Consider the following 19,923-nt stretch of genomic DNA (forward strand, 5'->3'; position numbering starts at 1 on the left):
CTATTACATACCCAATTTGCTGAAGCGAGGCCAACCGGTCACGACTCAGTACCCGAATTTCTTGACGACCATAGAGCATTGGAACCACCTGATCCCATCCCGAACTCAGCAGTGAAACGATGCATCGCCGATGGTAGTGTGGGGTTTCCCCATGTGAGAGTAGGTCATCGTCAAGATTAAATTCCGAAACCCCTATCTGCGTATGCAGGTAGGGGTTTTGTCTTTCTGGCTCCTGTAGGAGCGAGCTCCTACAAGGTCAATTGTAAAAAAAATCACACAAACCTGACTCCACGGTTTTGATAAGGTGCAGCTCATTTTTAATGGACTGAGTCTGCGCCCACGGATCGGCATTCTTTTCAAAGAGTTGCTGCACAAGTGCCTGAACCGATAGCGATCAAGGACCACGAAAAAGAAACACGCCTGGTCAACAAGAGACTCATGGCTTGTGCCTTGTTCGTTGTCGCCATTACCTGTGTTCTGGTGGTACGCCTGTATGTCCTGCAGGTCGTCGAGTTCGACTATCACTCGACCATCTCCGAAAATAATCGCGTACATGTCCTGCCGATTACACCTACCCGTGGATTGATCTACGACCGCAACGGCGTACTCCTTGCGGACAACCGCCCCAGCTTCAACCTGACCATCACCCGTGAGCGCGCCAGCGATGTCAACGCCGAGCTGGACGAGGTAGTCAATCTCCTGCACTTGCCCGCTGAAGACCGCTCGCTGTTCGACAAGGCGATGAAGCAGGCACGTCACCCCTTCGTACCCGTGACGCTGTTCTATGAGCTGAGCGAAGAACAGATTGCCGTACTCGCCGTCAACGAGTTCCGCTTGCCCGGCATCGATGTCGAGGCGCAGTTCGTGCGCCATTATCCGTTCGGCGAGCACTTTGCTCATTCGATCGGATACGTCGGTCGTATCAACGAGAAAGAATCAAAGGCTCTGGATACGATCGAGTACCGAGGCACCCAATCCATCGGCAAGACCGGGATCGAAAAGTTTTACGAATCGGAACTGCATGGCCACGTGGGTTACGAGGAAGTCGAAACCAACGCCCAGGGCCGGGTATTGCGAGTACTCAAGCACACCGATCCGGTGCCCGGGAAAAACATTGTACTGAGCCTCGACGTCAAGCTTCAGGAAGCCGCCGAGCAAGCCTTGGGCGATCGTCGTGGCTCCGTAGTCGCGCTCGATCCGTCGACCGGTGAAGTGTTGGCCATGGTCAGCAACCCGAGTTTCGATCCGAATCTGTTCGTCACCGGTATCAGCTCCAAGGAGTACTCCACGCTACGGGACTCCATCGACCGACCGCTATTCAACCGTGTGCTGCGCGGTCTCTATGCGCCGGGTTCGACCATCAAGCCGGAAGTGGCAATCGCCGGCCTCGATGCAGGTGTCGTCACGCCACAGACCCGTGTGTTCGACCCCGGTTATTACCAATTGCCGGATGTCGATCACAAGTACCGCAACTGGAACCATAGCGGCGATGGTTGGGTGGATATGGATGCGGCGATCATGCGTTCCAACGACACCTACTTCTATGACCTCGCACACAAGCTCGGTATCGATCGCCTGCACGACTACATGGCAATGTTCGGACTCGGTGAGAAAGTCTCTCTCGATATGTACGAAGAATCCCCCGGCCTGATGCCATCCCAAGCCTGGAAGCGCGCCACGCGTCGTCAGGCATGGTTTCCGGGCGAGACGGTGATTCTCGGTATCGGCCAGGGCTACATGCAGGTCACGCCGTTGCAATTGGCCCAGGCCACGGCGCTGATTGCCAACAAAGGGGTGTGGAATCGCCCGCACCTGGCCAAAACCGTGGACGGCGTCGCGCCGGTGGATGAGCATCCAATGCCGAACATTCTGCTCAAGGATCCTCGCGACTGGGAACAGGTCAACCATGGCATGCAGATGGTGATGCACGATGCTCGCGGGATTGCCCGGGCCGCGGCCGTGGGGGCGCAGTATCGCATTGCCGGCAAGAGTGGTACCGCGCAAGTGGTGGCGATCAAGCAGGGCGAACGTTATAACCGGGAGAAAACCCGCGAGCGTAACCGCGACAATGCCTTGTTCGTCGGTTTCGCCCCGGCCGAGCACCCGAAGATTGTGATTTCGGTAATGATCGAAAACGGCGAGGCGGGTGGACGCGTCGCCGGACCGGTCGTGCGGGAGATCATGGACGCCTGGCTACTCGATCGGGAAGGGCACCTGAAGCCGCAGTACGCAGCGCCGAGCAAGGCGTCGGGCGATCCTCGCGTCTGAACCCTCATGGCTTCACAACACAGGCTCACGGCCGGTTGCATCATGCGTAGGCGAGGTTTTTTTCTTCCAGCAATTCCTCATACAAGGCCGCCCATTTGCGACCCATTTCGTCCGCCGTAAACAGATTCTGATAACGGGCCTGCGCCTTCTCACCCATTTGCGCCGCCAGCACCGGGTTTTCCCAAAGCGTGCGCATTGCCTCGCGAAACGCTGCTGGATTGCTCGGCGGCACCACCAGCCCGGTCTCGTTGTGGATATTGATGTAACTGGTGCCCGTGCCAATCTCACTGGAGATCATCGGTTTGCCATACATTGCGCCTTCGAGCAGCGAAATGCCGAAGGCTTCGGAGCGCAGGTGCGATGGGAACACGATGGCGTAGCTCAGCTGCAGCAGCGCTACTTTGTCCTCGTCCCCCAGACGCCCGAGGAACTGAACATTGCGTAAACCCAAGGCGGCCGCCTGGGCATGCAGCTCTGCTTCCATTGGTCCGGCACCGACAATCACTGTCGGGTAATCCAGGTCCTTCAGGGCGTCGAGCAGGATGTGCAAGCCTTTGTAGTAGCGCATCACACCCACAAACAGAAAGAACTTGTCGCCAAGCTTTTGCCGCCAGTGAGCCGTCCGATTGCTGTCCGGTTGTGGGTAACCTGTCTTGTTCAATCCATAGGGGATCACTCGGGTCTTGTGCTGAAACTGTTGCAACACATCACTGGTGTGCAGGTAATTGGGCGATGCAGCGACGATCCGGTCGGCGCTGTGCAGAAAGCGATTCATCAGCGGCCGGTAAAGTTTGAGCAGGTGTTTCTGGCGGATAATGTCCGAGTGGTACGTCACTACGCAGGGTTTGTTCAGGCTGCTGGCGAAATGCACCAGGTCCATGAACGGCCAAGGAAAGTGGTAATTGACCACGTCGGCCTCGGCTGCCAACTCGCGAAACTGTTTGAAGACACTCCAGGAAAACCCCGTGGAGGCGAACTGAATGTCGAGCCTGGCTCTATGGACTTCATGTTGAGCGATCTGCATCACCGGCGGTGTCGGATCGGCACTGAGTGTCAGCACCTTGCCTTCAACGCCATGCAGGGCACCGCTTTCGCACAACTGGAAAATCACTTGTTCGATTCCGCCGACCGAGTCAGGCAGGTACGTCTTGAAAAAATGAAGAACTCGCATTCAACCTCCCATTGCCTGGCGGTACGCGCTGGCCGTGACTTGCGCGCAGCGTTCCCAGGTAAAAAGCCTTGCCTGTAGCAATCCGGCTTCTCGGCATGCCTGCCAATGCGCTAGATCCTCGATCAGACGACTCATTGCATCGCGCAAGCCGTCGGTTTCATCCGGTTCAATATAGTTACCCGCAGAGCCTGCCACTTCGGGCATGGCCGAACGTCTGGTCAGAATGACCGGTGTGCCGCAGGCCATGGCCTCCAGCACCGGCAGGCCAAAACCTTCGTAAAGCGACGGAAAGATCAATGCCCGGGCACCGGCCAACAGCTGCGCAACGTGCTCGTCAGGCAAATAGCCCAGCAAACAGACATGACCGCCAGCCAGGGCCTGGTGCAATTCTTCGCTGAACTGCTCGCGCTGCCAGCCGGCCATGCCGACGATCAGCAATGGAAAACGCTGACGGACTGACTCCGGCAATCGGGCGTGGGCGCGCAGTGCGAGCGACAGATTCTTGCGCGGTTCCAGGGTGCCGACACAGAGGAAGTATTCCCGTGCCTCGACGCCATGGGTCTTGAGTACGGCGTCGATAGCCTCGGGGGACCGCGGGTGAAAACGTGCGGCTACACCCAGCGGCGCGACAACAAACCGTTCCTTCGGTAGCCTGAAATGTGCCTGGGCTTCGTCAGCAATGTATTGCGAGTCGGTAAGAATCAGGCTTGCCTGACGCACGCCGTCGGCCACGCGCCGTTCGATTTCTCTCAAGCGCGCCGGTGGCTGCGTTTCGGGATAGTGCAGGTGAGTCAGGTCATGCAGGGTGATGACGGTCGGGCCGTCGAACGACAGCGGCCACAAACTCGGTTCGTGGTAGAGGTCGATGGCTTGCGCGCGGCCTTGATCGAAGCGTTTCTGCTCCAGCCACCGTCGGGCCTGATAGGCCCCCGGAATCTGCCGCAGCAATGGCGTCAGTCGGGAATAACCGGGCATGGCCGCTTCAGGCAGCACAGCACTCCAGCCCCAGCCATGAAACAGCGCCAGTTCAATATCCGGTTCGCCCGCCAGGGCGTTCGCCAGTTCGGCAACGTAGTGGCCGATGCCGGTGCGCGGCGCCTGGAGGATGCGGGCGTTAAGGGCAATGCGCATGTTGCCTCTCTTGTTCGAGCGGCACATCCGAGAGATTGCGCAGGGTGCGTGAAGCCAGTTGCGCACTGGCTTCACGCCAGCCGATCCAGCGCCAGTCCGCGACGTTGCGAGTGGCCGGGAATTGACCGCTGCTCTCGAAACGAATGACCAGATCAGCCAGACTTTGTGGTTCGGCCAGGTCGAAATACGCCATGAACTCACCACCGATTTCGCGGAAGACCGGAATATCGCTGCCCATGGCCGGCAATCCACGCTGCATGGCTTCTACCAGCGGCAGGCCGAAGCCTTCCACAAAAGACGGAAACACCAGTGAGCTGGCGTGGGTGTAGGCATGTTCGAGGCTGGTGTCGCTCAGGTCATTGAACATGAACAGGCGTTGATTCAGCTGCGGGTGATTGCGTACCCGGGCGAGCAGGGCGTCGCATTTCCAGCCGACCCGACCGGCGATACACAGCCGGACCTTGGAGCCCGCCGCCCAAGCCAGCTCGAAAGCGTCCAGCAGATAGTCGTGGTTTTTGCGCGGTTCGATGGTACTGACCATCAAAAATACGGGTTCCGGCGTCTCGAACAGCCGGGCAAGACGCGGCTCCACGGCGGCGGTGACTTCGCTCAGATCGAGTTCGGAGCCCAGGTGAAAATAATCGAACCACAACTCGGTGGCCCTGGCAGAGCCCAGGCGGTGCTGAACCTCCTCTCGCACCTGGTCGCGCACCGTGGCGGAAATGGCCACGTAGCCATCGGCGGTCTGGGTGATCCAGTCGAACCACTCGTTGAACACCTGCACCAGCCGTGTGTCGTAGAACTGCGGGTGGGTCAGGGGAATCAGGTCGTAGATCACTGAAACGATGCCCACGCCTTCGCGTTTGAGCTGTTCGGCAAACGGGAAAAAGTCGGTGTGCCAGGACGAATCCAGCAACACCAGTTGATCTCCCGGTTGATGCTGCAACGGTGCACAACGTTTGGGCAGTTGATACCGATCGAGCTGGTCGATCAGGCGCAGCGGCACGCTGAAGCAGGTCAGTGCTGTCAGTCGATAAGTCACGTACACCACGCGTCGGGCGAACCGCGATGTCAAACGTTGGTCGAGCTGCTGGTGCCATTGCCAGAAAAGATGTGCCAGCCGGCCAAGTCTCCCGCCGAACATCATCAACTGATCGAAAAGCGGGATGTTCAGCGCGCCGAGTTTCAGTACCCGATAGAGTTTGCCCTTAAGCAACACAACCGGGATGCATTCAACACCGTCGACCGATTCCGGTAGCTGGTTGACGACGTTGCGCACCACCCGCTGAATGCCCGAATTGACCTTGGGGTGTTGGAATACGTGCGTGCACTCCACCAAAAGACGCGTCATGGCGTGCTCCCCGAGGTGACCGGCGCGCTCGAGCGCGTAACGGTGGTCTTCGCGGCCAGCCACGAGCAACCGACAAAATCCTCCTGCCGGTTGTTGATGACATGGAACACCAACCCGTAATCGCGCCACTCGAAGTTGCGGTCCAGGTGCGAATCCAGACGTGACAGGCTCAACGCCACGGAATAGTTACCCTTGCCCAGCCCCATGACGAAAGCGAAGCGGTAGGTCACGCGCTCGCCAGCCTGCAGATCGGTCAGCGCCTGATCCTGGCGATGCGTATTGATGCCGTACATGGCCTGGCCCAGGCGATCCTTGATCATGAAGCCCAATACCAGCCGTTCGATGTCCTGGCGAACCTCGACATTCACCTCCAGCACGACCGGCTGGCCGACTTCGGCGGCGTCGATGGAACGCTCATATTGGTCGAGCAGACGCACGTTCAGAATCCTGGCTTCACCCGTTCCTGAAATGGTACTGAGCTGGCCGCCAGCGAGGGCTTCCTGGCGCACGGTCTGTCCTTCACGCGCGGCGAGCAGGGCGTTGTAGTAATCCATGACGGCTTCGGGGGTGTCGTGCATGGCCATGTGGCCGTTTTCCAGGAGGATCGCCGAGTCGCAGATCGACTGAATCGCCGAGCGGTCATGGGAGACGATCAGCAGCGTGGTACCGGCTTTGCGAAAGCTGCGGATGCGGTCGAAACTTTTGTGCTGGAAGTAGGCGTCGCCCACTGAAAGAGCTTCGTCGACGATCAAAATGTCCGGGCGTCGCGCAGTGGCCACGCTGAACGCCAGGCGCATTTGCATGCCGCTGGAATAGGTACGCACAGGGTGGTCGATGGCATCGCCAATTTCCGCGAAACGTTCGATTTCAGGCATCAACGCTTCTATCTCTTCGACCTGCATGCCCAGCAACTGCCCGGCCATGACAGCATTCTGCCGGCCGGTGAAGTCTGCATGAAAACCCATGCCCAATTCCAGCAGGGCGGCGACACGGCCTTCGAGCTCAATGGTGCCGCAGGTGGGTTGGGTGGTGCCGGTGATCATCTTCAACAAGGTGCTTTTGCCGGCGCCGTTGACCCCGACGATGCCCACCGATTCGCCGGGGGCAATCTGGAAGGTCACGTCTTGCAGTACCCAATGCTGGCGATGACGGATCGGTGAAAACGGGATCAGCCACTCGGCCAGTCGACTCCAGCGGGTAGGGTACTGTTTGTAGGCCTTGCCCAGGCCGGTGACGCGTATGTGCCCCATCAGAGTTCATCCACCATTTCGCCGACCCTGTGCCGAAACAGCCGCAGCCCGATGACGAAGAACAATACGCTGCCAACCATGATCGGCAGCAGCGAACCCCAGACCGGCCATTGGCCGTAGAGGAAGATGTTCTGGTAGCTGGTGATCAGGTTGGTCAGCGGGTTGAGCTGCAGCAAGCGCTGCACCCAATCGGGCAGGATGCTCATCGGGTACACAATCGGCGTCAGCCAGAACCAGAATTGCAGACAGATGGCGAAAAATTGCCCGACATCGCGAAAGAACACATTCAATACGCCAAGAATCATCCCCAATCCGGCACAAAACATCACTTGTAACGCCAGCAGCGGAATGAGCGCCAAGAGCGCCATGCCCGGTAGTCGACCGGTGATCAACAGAAAACCGAGGAACAAGCCGATGATGATTGCGAAGTTGATTCCGGCATTCAACAGCACGATCACCGGCAGGCAGATCCGAGGGAAGCTGATTTTCTTCAGCAGGTTGGCGTTGTCCAGAAACATGTTCTGACTGCGGACGGTGATTTCTGCGAACAAACCCCACGTCAGCAATCCGGCACAGAGGTAGACGCTGTAAGCCAAGCCGTCATCCACCCCTGGCAAACGGGCGCGCATGATGTGGGAAAAGATCACGGTGTAGACGATGATCATCGACAGCGGGTTAAGCACGGTCCACAAGGCACCGAACAGTGAATTGCGATAACGCGCCTGGAACTCTCGCTTGACGCTACCGAGGATGAAACCTCGGTAGCTCCACAGCGAGCGGTACAAAGAAAGCAGCATTCAAACCGTCCTGCCATATTGGTCTTCGAAGCGGACGATGTCGTCCTCTCCCAGGTATTCGCCGCTTTGCACTTCGATGATCACCAGGTCAATCACGCCGGGATTCTCCAGGCGATGCTTGTGACCGGCAGCAATGAAGGTCGATTCGTTCTTGGCCACCAGGTGCGTGCCGGTGCCGTTGTTGGTGACCTTGGCCATGCCTTCGACCACTACCCAGTGTTCATTGCGATGGTGGTGCATCTGCAACGACAACTTGGCGCCGGGCTTGACCACGATACGTTTGATCTTGAAGCGCGGACCTTCCTCGAGCACGGTATAGGTGCCCCATGGCCGGCTGACCGTACGGTGCAGGCGATAGGCTTCGTGCTCTTTGTCCTTGAGCTGCCTTGCCACCCGGCGCACATCCTGGGCGCGGTCGGCGTGGGCCACCAGCACCGCGTCGGCGGTGTCGACGATGATCAGGTTATCCAGGCCCACGGTCGCTACCAGACGGTTGTCGCTCTGGACAAAGTTGTTGTGGCTGTCGATGAAAATCGCTTCGCCGACGGCGCGGTTGTTCTGGGCATCCGCCGGTACCAGCGCGGCCACCGCCCCCCAGGAGCCTATGTCGCTCCAGTCGAAACGGGCGGGCACGACGACCACCTTGTCGGAGCGCTCCATCAACGCGTAGTCGATGGAAATGTCCATGATTTCGCCAAACAGGGCCGGCGACAGTTCCTGTTGCACGCTCCCGGCATTTTCCACGGGAGTGCTGGCGGCCATGCAGGTTTGCGTCTGCTCCAGCAAAGTTGGCGCATGGGTTTGCAGTTCGGCCAGCAGGGTGGCGACCGAGAAGCAGAACATCCCGGAGTTCCACAGGAAGTTGCCGCTTTCCAGGTAATGAGTCGCAGTTTGCAGGTCGGGTTTTTCGACGAAACGCCGCACGCTGGCAGCGCCTTTATCGTCCAGTGATGTGCCGGCTTCAATGTAGCCAAAACCGGTTTCCGCAGCGGTCGGTACGACACCGAAGGTCACCAGGTGACCGCGCCTGGCCAACGTCACGGCATGCTCCACCGCGTCCTTCAGCGCGTCGACATTGACGATCAGGTGGTCGGCGGGCATGACCAGCATGATCGCGTCGTCGCCATGCAGGGCCTGGAGGGAGAGGGCGGCGGCGGCAATGGCCGGCGCCGTATTGCGACCCGTCGGCTCCAGCAGGAAATGCCCGCGATGACGGCCCAGATGCGCGTCCCGAAAGTGATCCTTGCTCTGGAAGTAGTACTCGCGGTTGGTCACCGTGACGATATCGCCCCAGCCGTCGAGCAGGTCCGCGGCACGCCGATAAGTCTTGCCCAGCAGCGACTGGCCGTCAGGCAATGTCATGAACGGCTTGGGATGGCCTTCACGCGACACCGGCCACAACCTCGTCCCGGCACCGCCGGAGAGAATCACGGGAATCAGCATGGCCTACTCCTTGGTGACGCGTTTCATGTCCGCATCCATCATCATGCGGATCAAGGTGTCCAGATCGGTTTTTGGTTTCCAACCCAGCACACGCTGGGCCTTGGCCGGGTTGCCGAGCAGCACTTCCACTTCGGCCGGGCGGAAGAATGCCGGGTCGATCTTCACGTAATCGCGGTAGTTCAGGCCCACATGGTCGAAGGCAATCCGACACATCTCGCGCACGGTGGTGGTCACGCCAGTGGCCACCACGAAGTCGTCGGGCTTGTCTTGTTGCAGCATCAGCCACATGGCTTCGACGTAGTCCCCGGCAAAGCCCCAGTCGCGCTTGGCGTCGATGTTGCCCAGACGCAGCTCCTGCTGCTTGCCCTGCTTGATCCGGGCGGCGGCGTCGGTGACTTTGCGCGTCACGAACTCGATGCCGCGCAGCGGTGATTCATGGTTGAACAGAATCCCGCTGCTGGCGTGCAGGTTGAAGCTTTCGCGGTAGTTCACGGTGATCCAGTGGCCATACAACTTGGCCACGCCATAAGGGCTGCGCGGATAGAACGGCGTGTTCTCGTCCTGCTGCTCGGCCTGGATCAGGCCGAACATTTCGCTGGTGGATGCCTGGTAGAAGCGCGTGTGCGGACTGAACTGACGGATCGCTTCGAGCAGGTGGGTCACGCCCAGGCCATCGACGATGCCGGTGGTCACCGGTTGATCCCAGGAGGCTGCGACAAAGCTTTGCGCGGCCAGGTTGTAGACCTCGTCCGGCGCCGACTTGATCACCGCGCGCTGTACTGAGCAGGCATCGGCCATGTCGCCGTCCAGGTAGACAATGTCCGCCTCGATCCCCATCTCACGCAGGCGCCAGCGCGAGTCGCTGCTGCGACGCGCGACCAGGCCGTGGACTTTGTAGCCCTTGTCGAGCAGCAGTTTGGCCAGATACGCGCCATCCTGGCCGGTGATACCTGTGATCAATGCACTTTTAGTCATTCTTGTCGTACTCGCGTCTCCCAGTCGGACAGGATCGCCCGCAGGGATTGTTGTGTTGTGATTTCAGACTTCCATCCGGTGGTTTCGACCAGCCTGGCGGGGCTGCCACACACCCGACGCTGATCCGCGCGGCGAAGTCGCGCAGGGTCCTGGACCAGTTGCAGGTCGACCCGGGCAAGATCTGCCAGTTGTTCGATCAAGCTGCGAATGCTCTGCTCGCGCCCCGAGCAAATGTTGTAGACCTGCCCCGGCGTACCTTTCTCCAGCAAGGCCAGATAGGCCGAGACCACGTCTGCGACATCGAGGAAATCGCGCGTGACGTCGATGTCCCCGACCTCCAGTTGTGGCCCTTGCAGGCCTTGCTTGATCCGGCAGATCTGACGGGCGGCGCTGGCGATGACGAAGCTGTCTTTCTGCCCGGTGCCGATGTGGTTGAACGGACGGGCAACCAGTACCGGCCAGTCTTCACTCAGGCCCCATTGCAAGCTCAGGAACTCTGCCGACAGTTTGCTCACGGCATATGGATTGCGCGGGCAGGGAGGTTGCAATTCAGTGATGGGCAGATGGGCTTCAGTGACCTGGCCATAGACATCACCAGAGCTGACGTACAGGAAGGTGCCCGTGAATCCGCGTGCCTTGAGCGCTTGCAGCAGGTTCAGGGTGCCCAACAGATTGATGTTCAGGGTGCGCGCCGGATCACGAAAGGCGTCCGGGACGAATGTCTGACCGGCCAGGTGGATAACCGCGTCGGGCATTTGCGGCCATAAGCCTTCGAGGCTTTCCGGCGCGGCGAGATCGTAGCGGCAAGGAACAGGCAGAAGTTCCCATTCCGAGGCATCGGCCTGCAAACGCGATTGGATGTGTTGTCCGACGAATCCATTCAGACCCGTGACAAACAGACGTCTTTTCAACAGCGACCCCCCGGTCATTCATTTCATCCAATTCCCACAGACTTATGGAAAGCTCTCTGGAACCGATAGGGTGGCTCAAAAGACAGGTGAAATGTTTGTTGTAGTTGTTTGGTAGCCAATCTGTGCCATTTGCTCGGTAATTTCAACAGGTCCAACCGTGACCGGTCAGTTCTCGTCAGCGTAGCCTGATTTATTCTCGCCGGGCGGTTCACGAATCCTCAACGGATGTGGTTAGAATGCCCCTCGTCACGATTAACGGGGTTCGGCAGCGTCGCTTCGAAACTGCGAGAAACTGACCACTAAAACAAGAACGAAGACGGGCAGCAAGACGATGGACGAGCGCCAGTAAATACTGGCTCGAACCGTGTTTTCCCCGTCATAGCGTGAGGCTGCCGGGATGGCGGCGTCACCGTGGGATGCCATGAATTTCATTCTTTACTCCGACGTCAACGACAGATCCATCAGCCAGAGTCTCGGCCGTCCCGAGTACAGTTACTACTTCGTGCTCAAGGCATATCGCCCTGTACTCGAAAGCCTTGGGCGAGTGCATGTGGTGTCCTCCACCGCCGAGGTCGATCCGCTCTACAAACAACTATTGGCCGCCGGCGAAGACAGTCTGTTCCTGTCGTTTACGCCGCCGCAGAAAACCCCGAACGACCTTGAGTGCCCGACGATCTGCGTGGTGGCCTGGGAGTTTGATTCGATTCCCGATGAACAATGGGATAACGACCCGCGCCAGGACTGGACGCAAATGCTGGCGCGCCAGGGGCGGGTGATCACACTCTCCAGCCATACCGCCCGGGCGATTCGTCGGACCATGGGCGAAGACTTTCCGGTGCTGGTGTTGCCGACGCCGTTGTGGGAAAACTTCGCCGACATTCGTAGTCGCCACACCAGTGTCCCGATCAGTGCCGGCTCGACACTGGACATCAAGGGTTGCATCTTCGATACACGCACACTCGGGCTGAGCGCCGATGCACTGATTCCCGTCGTGCCGACCGCCGAGGAACTGGCGGCGCTCGAGGCCGAGCTGGAGGCATTGAAGCCACCGCCGCTGACGCTCAAGCGCCGCTTGGTGATTGCTCGCCATTACCTGCGTATGTGGCGCCTGGACAAGGGTAGATCGCTGCCGGTCCCGGTGCATCGCACTCATTTTCTAAGCCAGTGGTATTGGGAAGGGATTCGCGACTTGTTGTCGGAAGCCGCCCATGAGCGTCTCGCTGACTGGTTACCGGCCATCGCCGGCCCGCAGACGATGGCAGTACCCGAGCCAGAACCGCGACAGTGGCCGGACACCACCGCCCAGGTCGAAACACAGGTTGACGGTGTGGTGTACGTCACCGTGTTCAACCCGCGTGACGGTCGCAAGAACTGGCATCAACTGATCACCGCATTCTGCTGGGCGTTCCGCGAAACGTCTGACGCGACGCTGGTACTGAAGATTACCCAAAGCGATCTGTCGTCCTACCACGACGAACTGATGACGTTGCTCGCGCAGCTTTCCCCGTTCGCCTGTCGGGTGGTGGTCATGCACGGCTACCTGGACGACCCGCAATACGCCCGGCTGTACGAAGCCGCCAGTTACTACGTCAATGCCTCGCGCTGCGAAGGGCTGTGCCTGCCGCTGATGGAGTTCATGGCCAGCGGTAAACCGGTGATTGCCCCGGATCACACGGCCATGGAGGACTACATCGATGAGCGTGTGGCGTTTGTGGTCAAGTCCAGCGAAGAGCTGACCATCTGGCCGCAGGACACACGTATCATCTACCGCACCCTACGTTACCGGCCGGACTGGGGTTCGCTGAAAACCGCCTACGAAAACAGCTACCGTCTGGCCAAGGAACAACCGCTGGAGTATCAGCGCATGTCCCTCGCCGCCGTCGAGCGCATGCACGATTACTGCGCTTTCGCCCCGGTACAGAAACGCATGGCGGATTTTTTCGGGCTGGCGCCACAGGCTTTGCCGACAGCAACCGTGACGGATAACGCCCCATGCTGATCATCATTCATTCGGAAACCAACCAGCACACCATTGCCCAGAACCTTGGCCGCTCGGAGTACAGCTATTACTTCGTGCTCAAGGAGTACCGACCCGTGCTGGCGCGGCTGGGGCGAGTGGTAGAAGTCAACGACCCGCAGACCGAAGTCGACGCCTTGTACATGGACTGTTTGTCCCGTGGTGAAGCGTGCGTGTTCCTGTCGTTCTCACCGCCTCATCGCACGCCGGTCAATTTTGCCTGCCCGACACTGCCGGTGTTCGCGTGGGAATTCAGCACCATCCCCAACGAACCCTTTGCCGGTGACCCGCTCAATGACTGGCGCACGGTGTTGCGGGCAGCGGGTGCGGCGATTACGCATTCCAGCTACACCGTGAATGCGGTGCGCGAGGCGATGGGCGCCGACTATCCGATCATCGCGGTACCTGCCCCGGTATGGGACCGGTTTTCCGAGCGCGGCGCCCACTTGCAACGTCAGCCCTTGGCCAGTCAGGTGCGGTTGACGCTCAAGGGGTTGCTGGTGGACAGCCGCGAACTCGACTTGCGAGCCTTCGGCCCCGTGGCAACTCGCGAAGGCGTGGGTATTGATTTCGATGCCCCGCCGAGTGAACACGAGTTGGTCCTCGATGGTGTGATTTACACCTCGGTGTTCAACCCCGGCGATGGGCGCAAGAATTGGGAAGACATGCTCAGTGCCTTTTGCGTGACGTTTCGCGAGGTGGATGACGCAACACTGGTGCTCAAATTGACGCACCACGATGCTAAAGAAGCACTGACTGACATCCTTCACCACTTGTACAAAAACCAGTCGTACCGCTGCCGGGTCGTGCTGATTTACGGCTATCTGGCTGACGCGGACTATGAGCAGCTGGTGCAAGCCACGAGTTATGTGGTCAACACGTCCTACGGCGAAGGCCAATGTCTTCCGCTGATGGAGTTCATGTCCTGTGGCAAACCGGCGGTAGCGCCAAGGACCACGGCGATGATCGATTATCTGGATGCCGATAATGCATTCCTGATTGACTCCACCGATGAGCTGACGGCCTGGCCACATGACCCGCGCAGGGCGTTTCGTACCTTGCGCTACGTTACCAATTGGGCGTCGTTGTGCAGGGCTTACCGATCAAGCTATGACGTGGCCAAGGGGGATCCCGAGCGTTATGCACAGATGTCCGTGCACGCAGTGGCCAGTCTCAAAAAATTCTGCAGCCAGGCCACTGCCGAGCAGCGGCTTGATGTGTTTTTTGAGCGCCTGTTCGAGAGCCGTGCCGTGGAAACCCCTGAGGCATGATTCGCACATTGGTCAGACGTTTCTTTCCAGAGACGAAACCCGAGCCCCAGCCCGCGCCGTTGCCGGTCGAGCAATCCCGTGTGTCGCCAAGAGAGGTGGGCTTGCACGATGCAATGCATGACGGCTGGTTTTCGGGCGACAGCGGCGAATTGCTCAAGGGGTTTGCCATCACCGCCGACGACACCTTGCTGGATGTCGGTTGCGGCGAAGGCGTGGCGACGTTGTTCGCGGTCCGCCAGGGCGCTTCGGTGATCTTCACCGACAGTGAACACGACAAGGTCTGCGAGCTTGCCCGGCAAGTGGCGGCACAGTCGGACAAACCGAACCTGGGGCTGGTCAGCAACAGTTTGCCGCTGCCTTTGGCCGAGGGCTGCGCCAGCAAAGTCGTGTGCATGGAGGTGCTCGAGCACATCGACCAACCAGAACCCTTCATGGCCGAACTGGTACGCATGGGACGCCCTGGCGCACTGTATCTGCTGAGCGTGCCGTCCCCGGTGGGCGAGCATTTGCAGAAAGGCATTGCCCCCGCCAGCTACTTTCAATCGCCCAATCACGTGCAGATTTTCAGCCCCGAGCGATTCGCTGCGCTGGTGGAGGACGCGGGCCTGGTCATCGAACATCGCCAGGCCACCGGGTTTTTCTGGGTCATGGGCATGATTTTTTTCTGGGCCAGTGAACGGGCCGCCGGACGAGACCTGGGCGGTGCGGTACGCGACCGGATTCAGGCCCCATATCCGCCGCTGATGGAGAGCTGGGCGAAAACCTGGCAGGACCTGCTGGCACAGCCCGACGGGTTGGCGATCAAGCAAATGCTGGACCGGTTCATGCCCAAGAGCCAGGTGATCATTGCTCGCAAACCCTATGCCCAGGAGGGCGTATGAGTAACGACAAGCGGATCATGGACATCGAGTTGTTGCGCGGTATTGCGGTGCTCGGCGTGCTGTTTCATCACTTGCAGGACAGCCTGTTCGCGGCGGCTGTGCCGTTGCTGCAGACGATCACGCTGTACAGCCAGCCGTGGTGGGGCGTGGATCTGTTTTTCGCAATCTCGGGCTTCGTCATTGCCCGTAGCCTGATCCCGGCCTTGCGCCGCTGCACAACGCGTCAGGAATATTGGCAACAGACGCGCAATTTCTGGTTGCGCCGGGCCTTTCGTTTGCTGCCTTCGGCCTGGTTATGGCTGGCGCTGATGTTGCTGGCGTGCCTTTTTCTCAACCGCTCCGGTGCGTTCGGCACGCTGCACGCGAACCTTCAGGCGACCCTGGCCGGCATCGCGCAATACGCCAATTTCCGTTTTGCCGACAGTTTTTATCGCTATGAGTACGGCACCAGTTTCGTGTACTGGAGCCTGTCGCTGGAGGAGCAGTTCTATTTGCTGTTTCCGCTGATGGTCGTGCTGTTTCGCAAGCACCTGGTGTGGGCGTTACTGGCGTTGGTTGCGGTGCAACTGTTCACCTTGCGCACGCCGATCCTGATGGTGGTACGCACCGACGCGCTGGCCCTTGGCGTGCTGCTGGCGATGTGGAGTACGCAACCGTCGTACCTGCGCCGGGAGCCAAAATTCTTGCGTCGTCCATGGGCGGGTGTTGCCGCACTGATCACGGTGTCGCTGCTGCTCAGCTTCATGGCAACGGATCGTTTCACCTTCACTTCTTACCGGATCGGCGTGATTGCGGTGCTGTGCGCGCTGCTGGTCTGGATCGCTTCTTACAACCGCGATTACCTGTTGCCGCGCGGCGTGTTCAAAAACCTGATGACGTGGGTCGGCAGTCGTTCCTACGGGATTTACTTGATCCATATCCCGGCCTACTTGCTGGTTCGTGAATTCATCTTCCGATTACAGGCTGCCGGGCTGCCCAGTCCGGCTGGCCATCCGATTCTGATGTTGCTGATAGCTGGCGGCCTGATCGTGCTGCTGAGCGAACTCAACTATCGCTACATCGAAATGCCCATGCGCAACCGCGGTGCTTCGCTGGTCAAACGCCTGGGCACCTCCCGAACAGCCGTCCCACCCTCTGGAGCCACCTCATGCTGAGCCTTTTGAAGAAACTCACGGCGGGCACGCCCGCGCCTGTGCAGCCAGAGACACCGCCCGCGTCGCCAGTGGCGGACAAGGTCGACCCCTATATGCTCGGCCTGCACGACGCGATGCTCAGCGGCTGGTTCAATCAGCAAACCGGCGAGCTGTTCAGCGGTTTCCCGGTAACCCCCGAGGACACGCTGCTGGATGTGGGCTGTGGCGACGGCGGCAACGTGCATTTCTGCGGGATGCGCGGGGCGAAGATCATCATCGCCGATATCGACGCGGCCAAGGTCGAAGCGACCCGCCAGCGCCTGAGCGATACACCGGCCCGCGACGTCGAATGCCATGTCACCGACTGCAACCCGTTGCCGATTGCCGATGCGACCGCCACCCGGGTGGTGTCCACCGAGGTCATCGAGCACGTGGACGATCCGGCGCAGTTCCTCGCCGAACTGGTGCGCGTCGGTAAGCCGGGTGCGTTGTATCTGCTGAGCGTCCCGCACCCAAGCTCCGAAGACCTGCAGAAAGATATCGCGGCGGCCGAGTATTTCCAGAAGCCCAACCACATTCGCATCATCAGCGAAGAGCAGTTCAAGGCCATGGTCAGCGATGCCGGCCTGGAAGTGATCAGCCACAGCCAGTACGGATTCTACTGGTCGATGTGGATGCTGCTGTTCTGGGAAGCCAAGGTCGACTTCAGCAACCCGGACCATCCGCTGCTCAACCACTGGGCGGATACCTGGCAGGCGATCCTGGCTTCGCCACGGGGTGCACAGATCAAGCAGGCGCTGGATGCCGTGGTGGCGAAAAGTCAGGTGATCATTGCGCGTAAACCCTGATCACCCATGGCGGTGACGGACGGTCTGCAACAGGCCGTCCGTCACCGCCATGGCTGCCATCCCGCGCCCATTATTGGCTGGAGCGAACGGCCCCACCATCAATCAACAGGTTCTGCCCGGTCAGGTAGCCTGCATGGCTGCTGCAAACGAAGGCACAAAGCGCACCGAATTCCTCGGGAGAGCCGAAGCGTTTGGCCGGAATTTCGCTACGGCATTCGTCAAGGAATGCCTCACTGTTTTGCCCTGACTCTTCAGCAGCAGCGACCAGGTTGTCACGCAGTCGATCAGTGTCGAATGAGCCCGGTTGCAGGTTGTTGATCGTCACATTACGACTGGCAATGTTTTCTTGCCGGGCAAGCCCTGCGATAAACCCCGTCAGACCACTGCGTGCGCCATTGGACAGGCCCAGGCTTTCGATAGGGGACTTCACGGCACTCGACGTGATGTTGATGATCCGGCCAAATCCGCGTGCTGCCATACCATCGACCGTGGCCTTGATCAGCTCGATGGGAGTGAGCATGTTGGCATCCAGCGCCTTGAGCCAGACGTCGCGATTCCATTCGCGGAAATCCCCGGGGGGAGGGCCTCCAGCATTGTTGATCAAGATATCGAAATGCTCATGGGCCATGAGCGCTGCTGCCCGCCCCTCGGGCGTCGAAATGTCTCCGGCTACGGCGATGACCGTCACTTCCGGATTGATTGCTCTGAGCTGACGGGCTGTTTCATTCAGCGTGTGTTCGCCTCGGGCGGTGATCACCACGTTCACGCCCTCGCTGACGAGTGCCTGTGCGCAGGCTTTACCCAGGCCTTTGCTGGCGGCACACACCAGTGCCCAGCGTCCTGCTATTCCAAGATTCATGCGTGTATTCCTGAAAGAAGGAAGCTCAATGTAAGGGGTTGCCTAGAGCAGCACCATGCTCATGCATGATCCACAGTTTTAGACAGGCTTGGCGATCGGGTACTGATTCCCATGAAGCGCCGCACTCTTTCCCCTTCGGTATCGCATCGTATGGTTTGAGGTGACGCATCCAGTTGGATATTGCCGTTCTCCATGAATACGACTCTGTCGGATATCGACATGGCGAAGTCCATTTCGTGGGTCACGATCAGCATGGTCATGCCCTCCTTGGCCAGGTCGCGGATCACGTTCAGCACGTCGTTGACCAGTTCCGGGTCGAGGGCCGAGGTCGGTTCGTCGAACAGCATGATCTGCGGCTCCATCGCCAGGGCTCGAGCGATTGCGACACGCTGTTGCTGCCCACCGGAGAGCTGGTGCGGGTACTTGTGGGCATGGGCCAGCAGGCCGACCTTGTCCAGTAGCGCATAGGCACGGTGTTCACTCAGCTCGCCCGGCTGGCCGTGGTACCGCGGTGCCAGAGTGACGTTGTCGAGAATGGTGCGGTGCGGGAACAGGTTGAAGTTCTGGAACACCATGCCGATGTGCCGCACGCCTTTGCGCAGGCGGGAGCTGTTGGGTTTGTCTGAGGCCTCGATGAATTTTTCGCCGAACAACAGAATGTCGCCGGTATCGATGCTTTCCAGGCCGTTGACGGTACGGATCAGCGAAGTTTTGCCGGAGCCGGATGGCCCGATGATCGAGACCACCTGGCCGTATTCGACATTCAGGTCGATACCCATCAGCACTTTATGCGTGCCATAGCTCTTCTGGATGTTCTTCAGTTGCAGGATTGGCGTCGCGTTGTTGCCTGCGGTTTTGCGCGCATTGTCGGGCAATGCTTCGGCGCTGGCCCTGAACTTGGCGATGGTGGCTGCGTCGAGTGTGTGCGGCTTGCGGAAGTTCAGGTCCAGGTAGCGCTCCAGACGCTGCAGGAAATAGCCGAACACGGTGACGATCAAGACGTAGTAGACGCCTACTGCAGCCAGGGTTTCCATGACCAGGAAGTTAGTGGCATAGAGGCGTTGGCCGACCGTGAGGATTTCGGTCAGGGAGATCACCGAGACCAGCGATGTCAGCTTGACCACCGTGATGTATTCATTGATCAAAGTGGGCAGCGAAATACGGAAAGCCTGGGGGATCACGATCAAGCGTTGCATGCCGAACAGGCCGACACCCAGCGCGCGCCCGGCTTCCTTCTGGCCCTTGGCGACAGAGATCAAGCCACCACGATGGATTTCCGCCATGTACGCCGCTTCGGTGACCACCAGGGCCAGCAACCCTGCGTAGAAGGGGTTGGACAGAATCGGTCCGCTGCCGGGAAACAATTGCGGCAAGTTGTAGACGAACACCACCAGTACCAGCAACGGGATGCTGCGGAAGAACCAGATGTAGACCGCTGCGGGAATGCGCAGCAAGGGCGATTGGGAGAGCTTGGCCGTGGCGAGGACAAAACCCAGCAGCATGCCGATGAACCAGGCCAGGGCACTGAGCTGGATCACCGTGACGCAGGCATTCCAGAAGTCCGGCAGGGAAAACAGGGAAAAGAAATACGACCAATCGAATTGCATGGGGCACCTC

The 19,923-nt window shown here is 59.4% G+C and carries 16 protein-coding genes and 1 rRNA gene; 7 read left to right on the forward strand and 10 right to left on the reverse strand.

Going from position 1 to position 19,923, the window contains the following annotated elements; genetic code table 11:
- Window positions 1-60: 60 nt before the first annotated feature.
- Window positions 61-176: ribosomal RNA gene (gene rrf, locus ACEN8Z_RS11020) — 5S ribosomal RNA — on the forward strand.
- Window positions 177-375: 199 nt separating this feature from the next.
- On the forward strand, window positions 376-2,268 hold the full coding sequence (mrdA, locus tag ACEN8Z_RS11025) for a penicillin-binding protein 2 (protein ID WP_495597628.1): 1,893 nt from the start codon (window positions 376-378) through the stop codon (window positions 2,266-2,268).
- A gap of 40 nt (window positions 2,269-2,308) precedes the next feature.
- On the opposite strand, the gene ACEN8Z_RS11030 is transcribed toward mrdA, so the two are convergent.
- Genes ACEN8Z_RS11030 through ACEN8Z_RS11065 form a run of 8 tightly spaced genes read right to left on the reverse strand, consistent with a single transcriptional unit; the run spans window position 2,309 to window position 11,297 of the window.
- Window positions 2,309-3,439, reverse strand: coding sequence for a glycosyltransferase family 4 protein (locus tag ACEN8Z_RS11030; RefSeq protein WP_495597629.1), 1,131 nt, complete (start codon window positions 3,437-3,439; stop codon window positions 2,309-2,311).
- Entirely contained in the window at window positions 3,440-4,570 is a 1,131-nt protein-coding gene (locus ACEN8Z_RS11035) for a glycosyltransferase family 4 protein (protein WP_495597630.1), read from the reverse strand.
- Window positions 4,554-5,921 (reverse strand): glycosyltransferase family 4 protein, encoded by a 1,368-nt coding sequence (locus ACEN8Z_RS11040; protein ID WP_495597631.1) that lies wholly within the window; start codon window positions 5,919-5,921, stop codon window positions 4,554-4,556. The genes ACEN8Z_RS11035 and ACEN8Z_RS11040 overlap by 17 nt, the downstream gene beginning before the upstream one ends.
- Window positions 5,918-7,171, reverse strand: coding sequence for an ABC transporter ATP-binding protein (locus tag ACEN8Z_RS11045; RefSeq protein WP_495597632.1), 1,254 nt, complete (start codon window positions 7,169-7,171; stop codon window positions 5,918-5,920). The genes ACEN8Z_RS11040 and ACEN8Z_RS11045 overlap by 4 nt, the downstream gene beginning before the upstream one ends.
- Entirely contained in the window at window positions 7,171-7,968 is a 798-nt protein-coding gene (locus tag ACEN8Z_RS11050; RefSeq protein WP_495597633.1) for an ABC transporter permease, read from the reverse strand. Before ACEN8Z_RS11050 ends, ACEN8Z_RS11045 begins: the two co-directional genes overlap by 1 nt.
- Entirely contained in the window at window positions 7,969-9,411 is a 1,443-nt protein-coding gene (locus ACEN8Z_RS11055) for a mannose-1-phosphate guanylyltransferase/mannose-6-phosphate isomerase (protein ID WP_495597634.1), read from the reverse strand. It lies immediately after the preceding gene.
- A 3-nt stretch (window positions 9,412-9,414) separates the two neighbouring features.
- Window positions 9,415-10,386: a GDP-mannose 4,6-dehydratase gene (gene gmd, locus ACEN8Z_RS11060; RefSeq protein ID WP_495597635.1), complete on the reverse strand. Its 972-nt coding sequence runs from the start codon at window positions 10,384-10,386 to the stop codon at window positions 9,415-9,417.
- Window positions 10,383-11,297 carry a GDP-mannose 4,6-dehydratase gene (locus ACEN8Z_RS11065; RefSeq protein WP_495597636.1) on the reverse strand — a complete coding sequence of 305 codons (915 nt, stop codon included), beginning with the start codon at window positions 11,295-11,297 and terminating at the stop codon, window positions 10,383-10,385. The genes gmd and ACEN8Z_RS11065 overlap by 4 nt, the downstream gene beginning before the upstream one ends.
- A gap of 421 nt (window positions 11,298-11,718) precedes the next feature.
- On the opposite strand from ACEN8Z_RS11065, the gene ACEN8Z_RS11070 reads away from it, so the two are divergent.
- The 5 genes from ACEN8Z_RS11070 to ACEN8Z_RS11090 are packed head-to-tail and all read left to right on the forward strand — an operon-like array spanning window position 11,719 to window position 17,447.
- Complete coding sequence (locus tag ACEN8Z_RS11070; RefSeq protein WP_495597637.1) at window positions 11,719-13,296, forward strand: glycosyltransferase; 1,578 nt, start codon at window positions 11,719-11,721, stop codon at window positions 13,294-13,296.
- On the forward strand, window positions 13,290-14,585 hold the full coding sequence (locus ACEN8Z_RS11075) for a glycosyltransferase (RefSeq protein WP_495597638.1): 1,296 nt from the start codon (window positions 13,290-13,292) through the stop codon (window positions 14,583-14,585). The genes ACEN8Z_RS11070 and ACEN8Z_RS11075 overlap by 7 nt, the downstream gene beginning before the upstream one ends.
- The gene (locus ACEN8Z_RS11080; RefSeq protein ID WP_495597639.1) at window positions 14,582-15,466 is read left to right on the forward strand and encodes a class I SAM-dependent methyltransferase; all 885 of its coding nucleotides are present in this window, start codon (window positions 14,582-14,584) and stop codon (window positions 15,464-15,466) included. Before ACEN8Z_RS11075 ends, ACEN8Z_RS11080 begins: the two co-directional genes overlap by 4 nt.
- Entirely contained in the window at window positions 15,463-16,620 is a 1,158-nt protein-coding gene (locus ACEN8Z_RS11085) for an acyltransferase family protein (RefSeq protein WP_495597640.1), read from the forward strand. Before ACEN8Z_RS11080 ends, ACEN8Z_RS11085 begins: the two co-directional genes overlap by 4 nt.
- Window positions 16,614-17,447, forward strand: a complete 834-nt coding sequence (locus tag ACEN8Z_RS11090) for a class I SAM-dependent methyltransferase (protein ID WP_108232001.1) — start codon at window positions 16,614-16,616, stop codon at window positions 17,445-17,447. The genes ACEN8Z_RS11085 and ACEN8Z_RS11090 overlap by 7 nt, the downstream gene beginning before the upstream one ends.
- Window positions 17,448-17,517: 70 nt before the next feature.
- Here the strand turns inward: ACEN8Z_RS11090 and ACEN8Z_RS11095 are convergent, their stop codons facing one another.
- Together ACEN8Z_RS11095 and ACEN8Z_RS11100 are read right to left on the reverse strand one after the other, a co-directional pair.
- A complete protein-coding gene (locus ACEN8Z_RS11095; RefSeq protein WP_495597641.1) occupies window positions 17,518-18,306 on the reverse strand; it encodes an SDR family oxidoreductase in 789 nt (262 codons plus the stop codon).
- Window positions 18,307-18,365: 59 nt separating this feature from the next.
- On the reverse strand, window positions 18,366-19,913 hold the full coding sequence (locus ACEN8Z_RS11100; protein ID WP_495597642.1) for an amino acid ABC transporter permease/ATP-binding protein: 1,548 nt from the start codon (window positions 19,911-19,913) through the stop codon (window positions 18,366-18,368).
- Window positions 19,914-19,923 lie beyond the last annotated feature (10 nt).

Source organism: Pseudomonas sp. Pseusp10, from assembly GCF_059492225.1.

Coding starts and splice junctions, on each gene's coding strand:
- ACEN8Z_RS11030 (WP_495597629.1), bottom strand. CDS start 3,439: ATGCGAGTTCTTCATTTTTTCAAGACGTACCTGCCTGACTCGGTCGGC.
- ACEN8Z_RS11035 (WP_495597630.1), bottom strand. CDS start 4,570: ATGCGCATTGCCCTTAACGCCCGCATCCTCCAGGCGCCGCGCACCGGC.
- ACEN8Z_RS11040 (WP_495597631.1), bottom strand. CDS start 5,921: ATGACGCGTCTTTTGGTGGAGTGCACGCACGTATTCCAACACCCCAAG.
- ACEN8Z_RS11045 (WP_495597632.1), bottom strand. CDS start 7,171: ATGGGGCACATACGCGTCACCGGCCTGGGCAAGGCCTACAAACAGTAC.
- ACEN8Z_RS11050 (WP_495597633.1), bottom strand. CDS start 7,968: ATGCTGCTTTCTTTGTACCGCTCGCTGTGGAGCTACCGAGGTTTCATC.
- ACEN8Z_RS11055 (WP_495597634.1), bottom strand. CDS start 9,411: ATGCTGATTCCCGTGATTCTCTCCGGCGGTGCCGGGACGAGGTTGTGG.
- gmd (WP_495597635.1), bottom strand. CDS start 10,386: ATGACTAAAAGTGCATTGATCACAGGTATCACCGGCCAGGATGGCGCG.
- ACEN8Z_RS11070 (WP_495597637.1), top strand. CDS start 11,719: ATGAATTTCATTCTTTACTCCGACGTCAACGACAGATCCATCAGCCAG.
- ACEN8Z_RS11075 (WP_495597638.1), top strand. CDS start 13,290: ATGCTGATCATCATTCATTCGGAAACCAACCAGCACACCATTGCCCAG.
- ACEN8Z_RS11080 (WP_495597639.1), top strand. CDS start 14,582: ATGATTCGCACATTGGTCAGACGTTTCTTTCCAGAGACGAAACCCGAG.
- ACEN8Z_RS11085 (WP_495597640.1), top strand. CDS start 15,463: ATGAGTAACGACAAGCGGATCATGGACATCGAGTTGTTGCGCGGTATT.
- ACEN8Z_RS11090 (WP_108232001.1), top strand. CDS start 16,614: ATGCTGAGCCTTTTGAAGAAACTCACGGCGGGCACGCCCGCGCCTGTG.
- ACEN8Z_RS11095 (WP_495597641.1), bottom strand. CDS start 18,306: ATGAATCTTGGAATAGCAGGACGCTGGGCACTGGTGTGTGCCGCCAGC.
- ACEN8Z_RS11100 (WP_495597642.1), bottom strand. CDS start 19,913: ATGCAATTCGATTGGTCGTATTTCTTTTCCCTGTTTTCCCTGCCGGAC.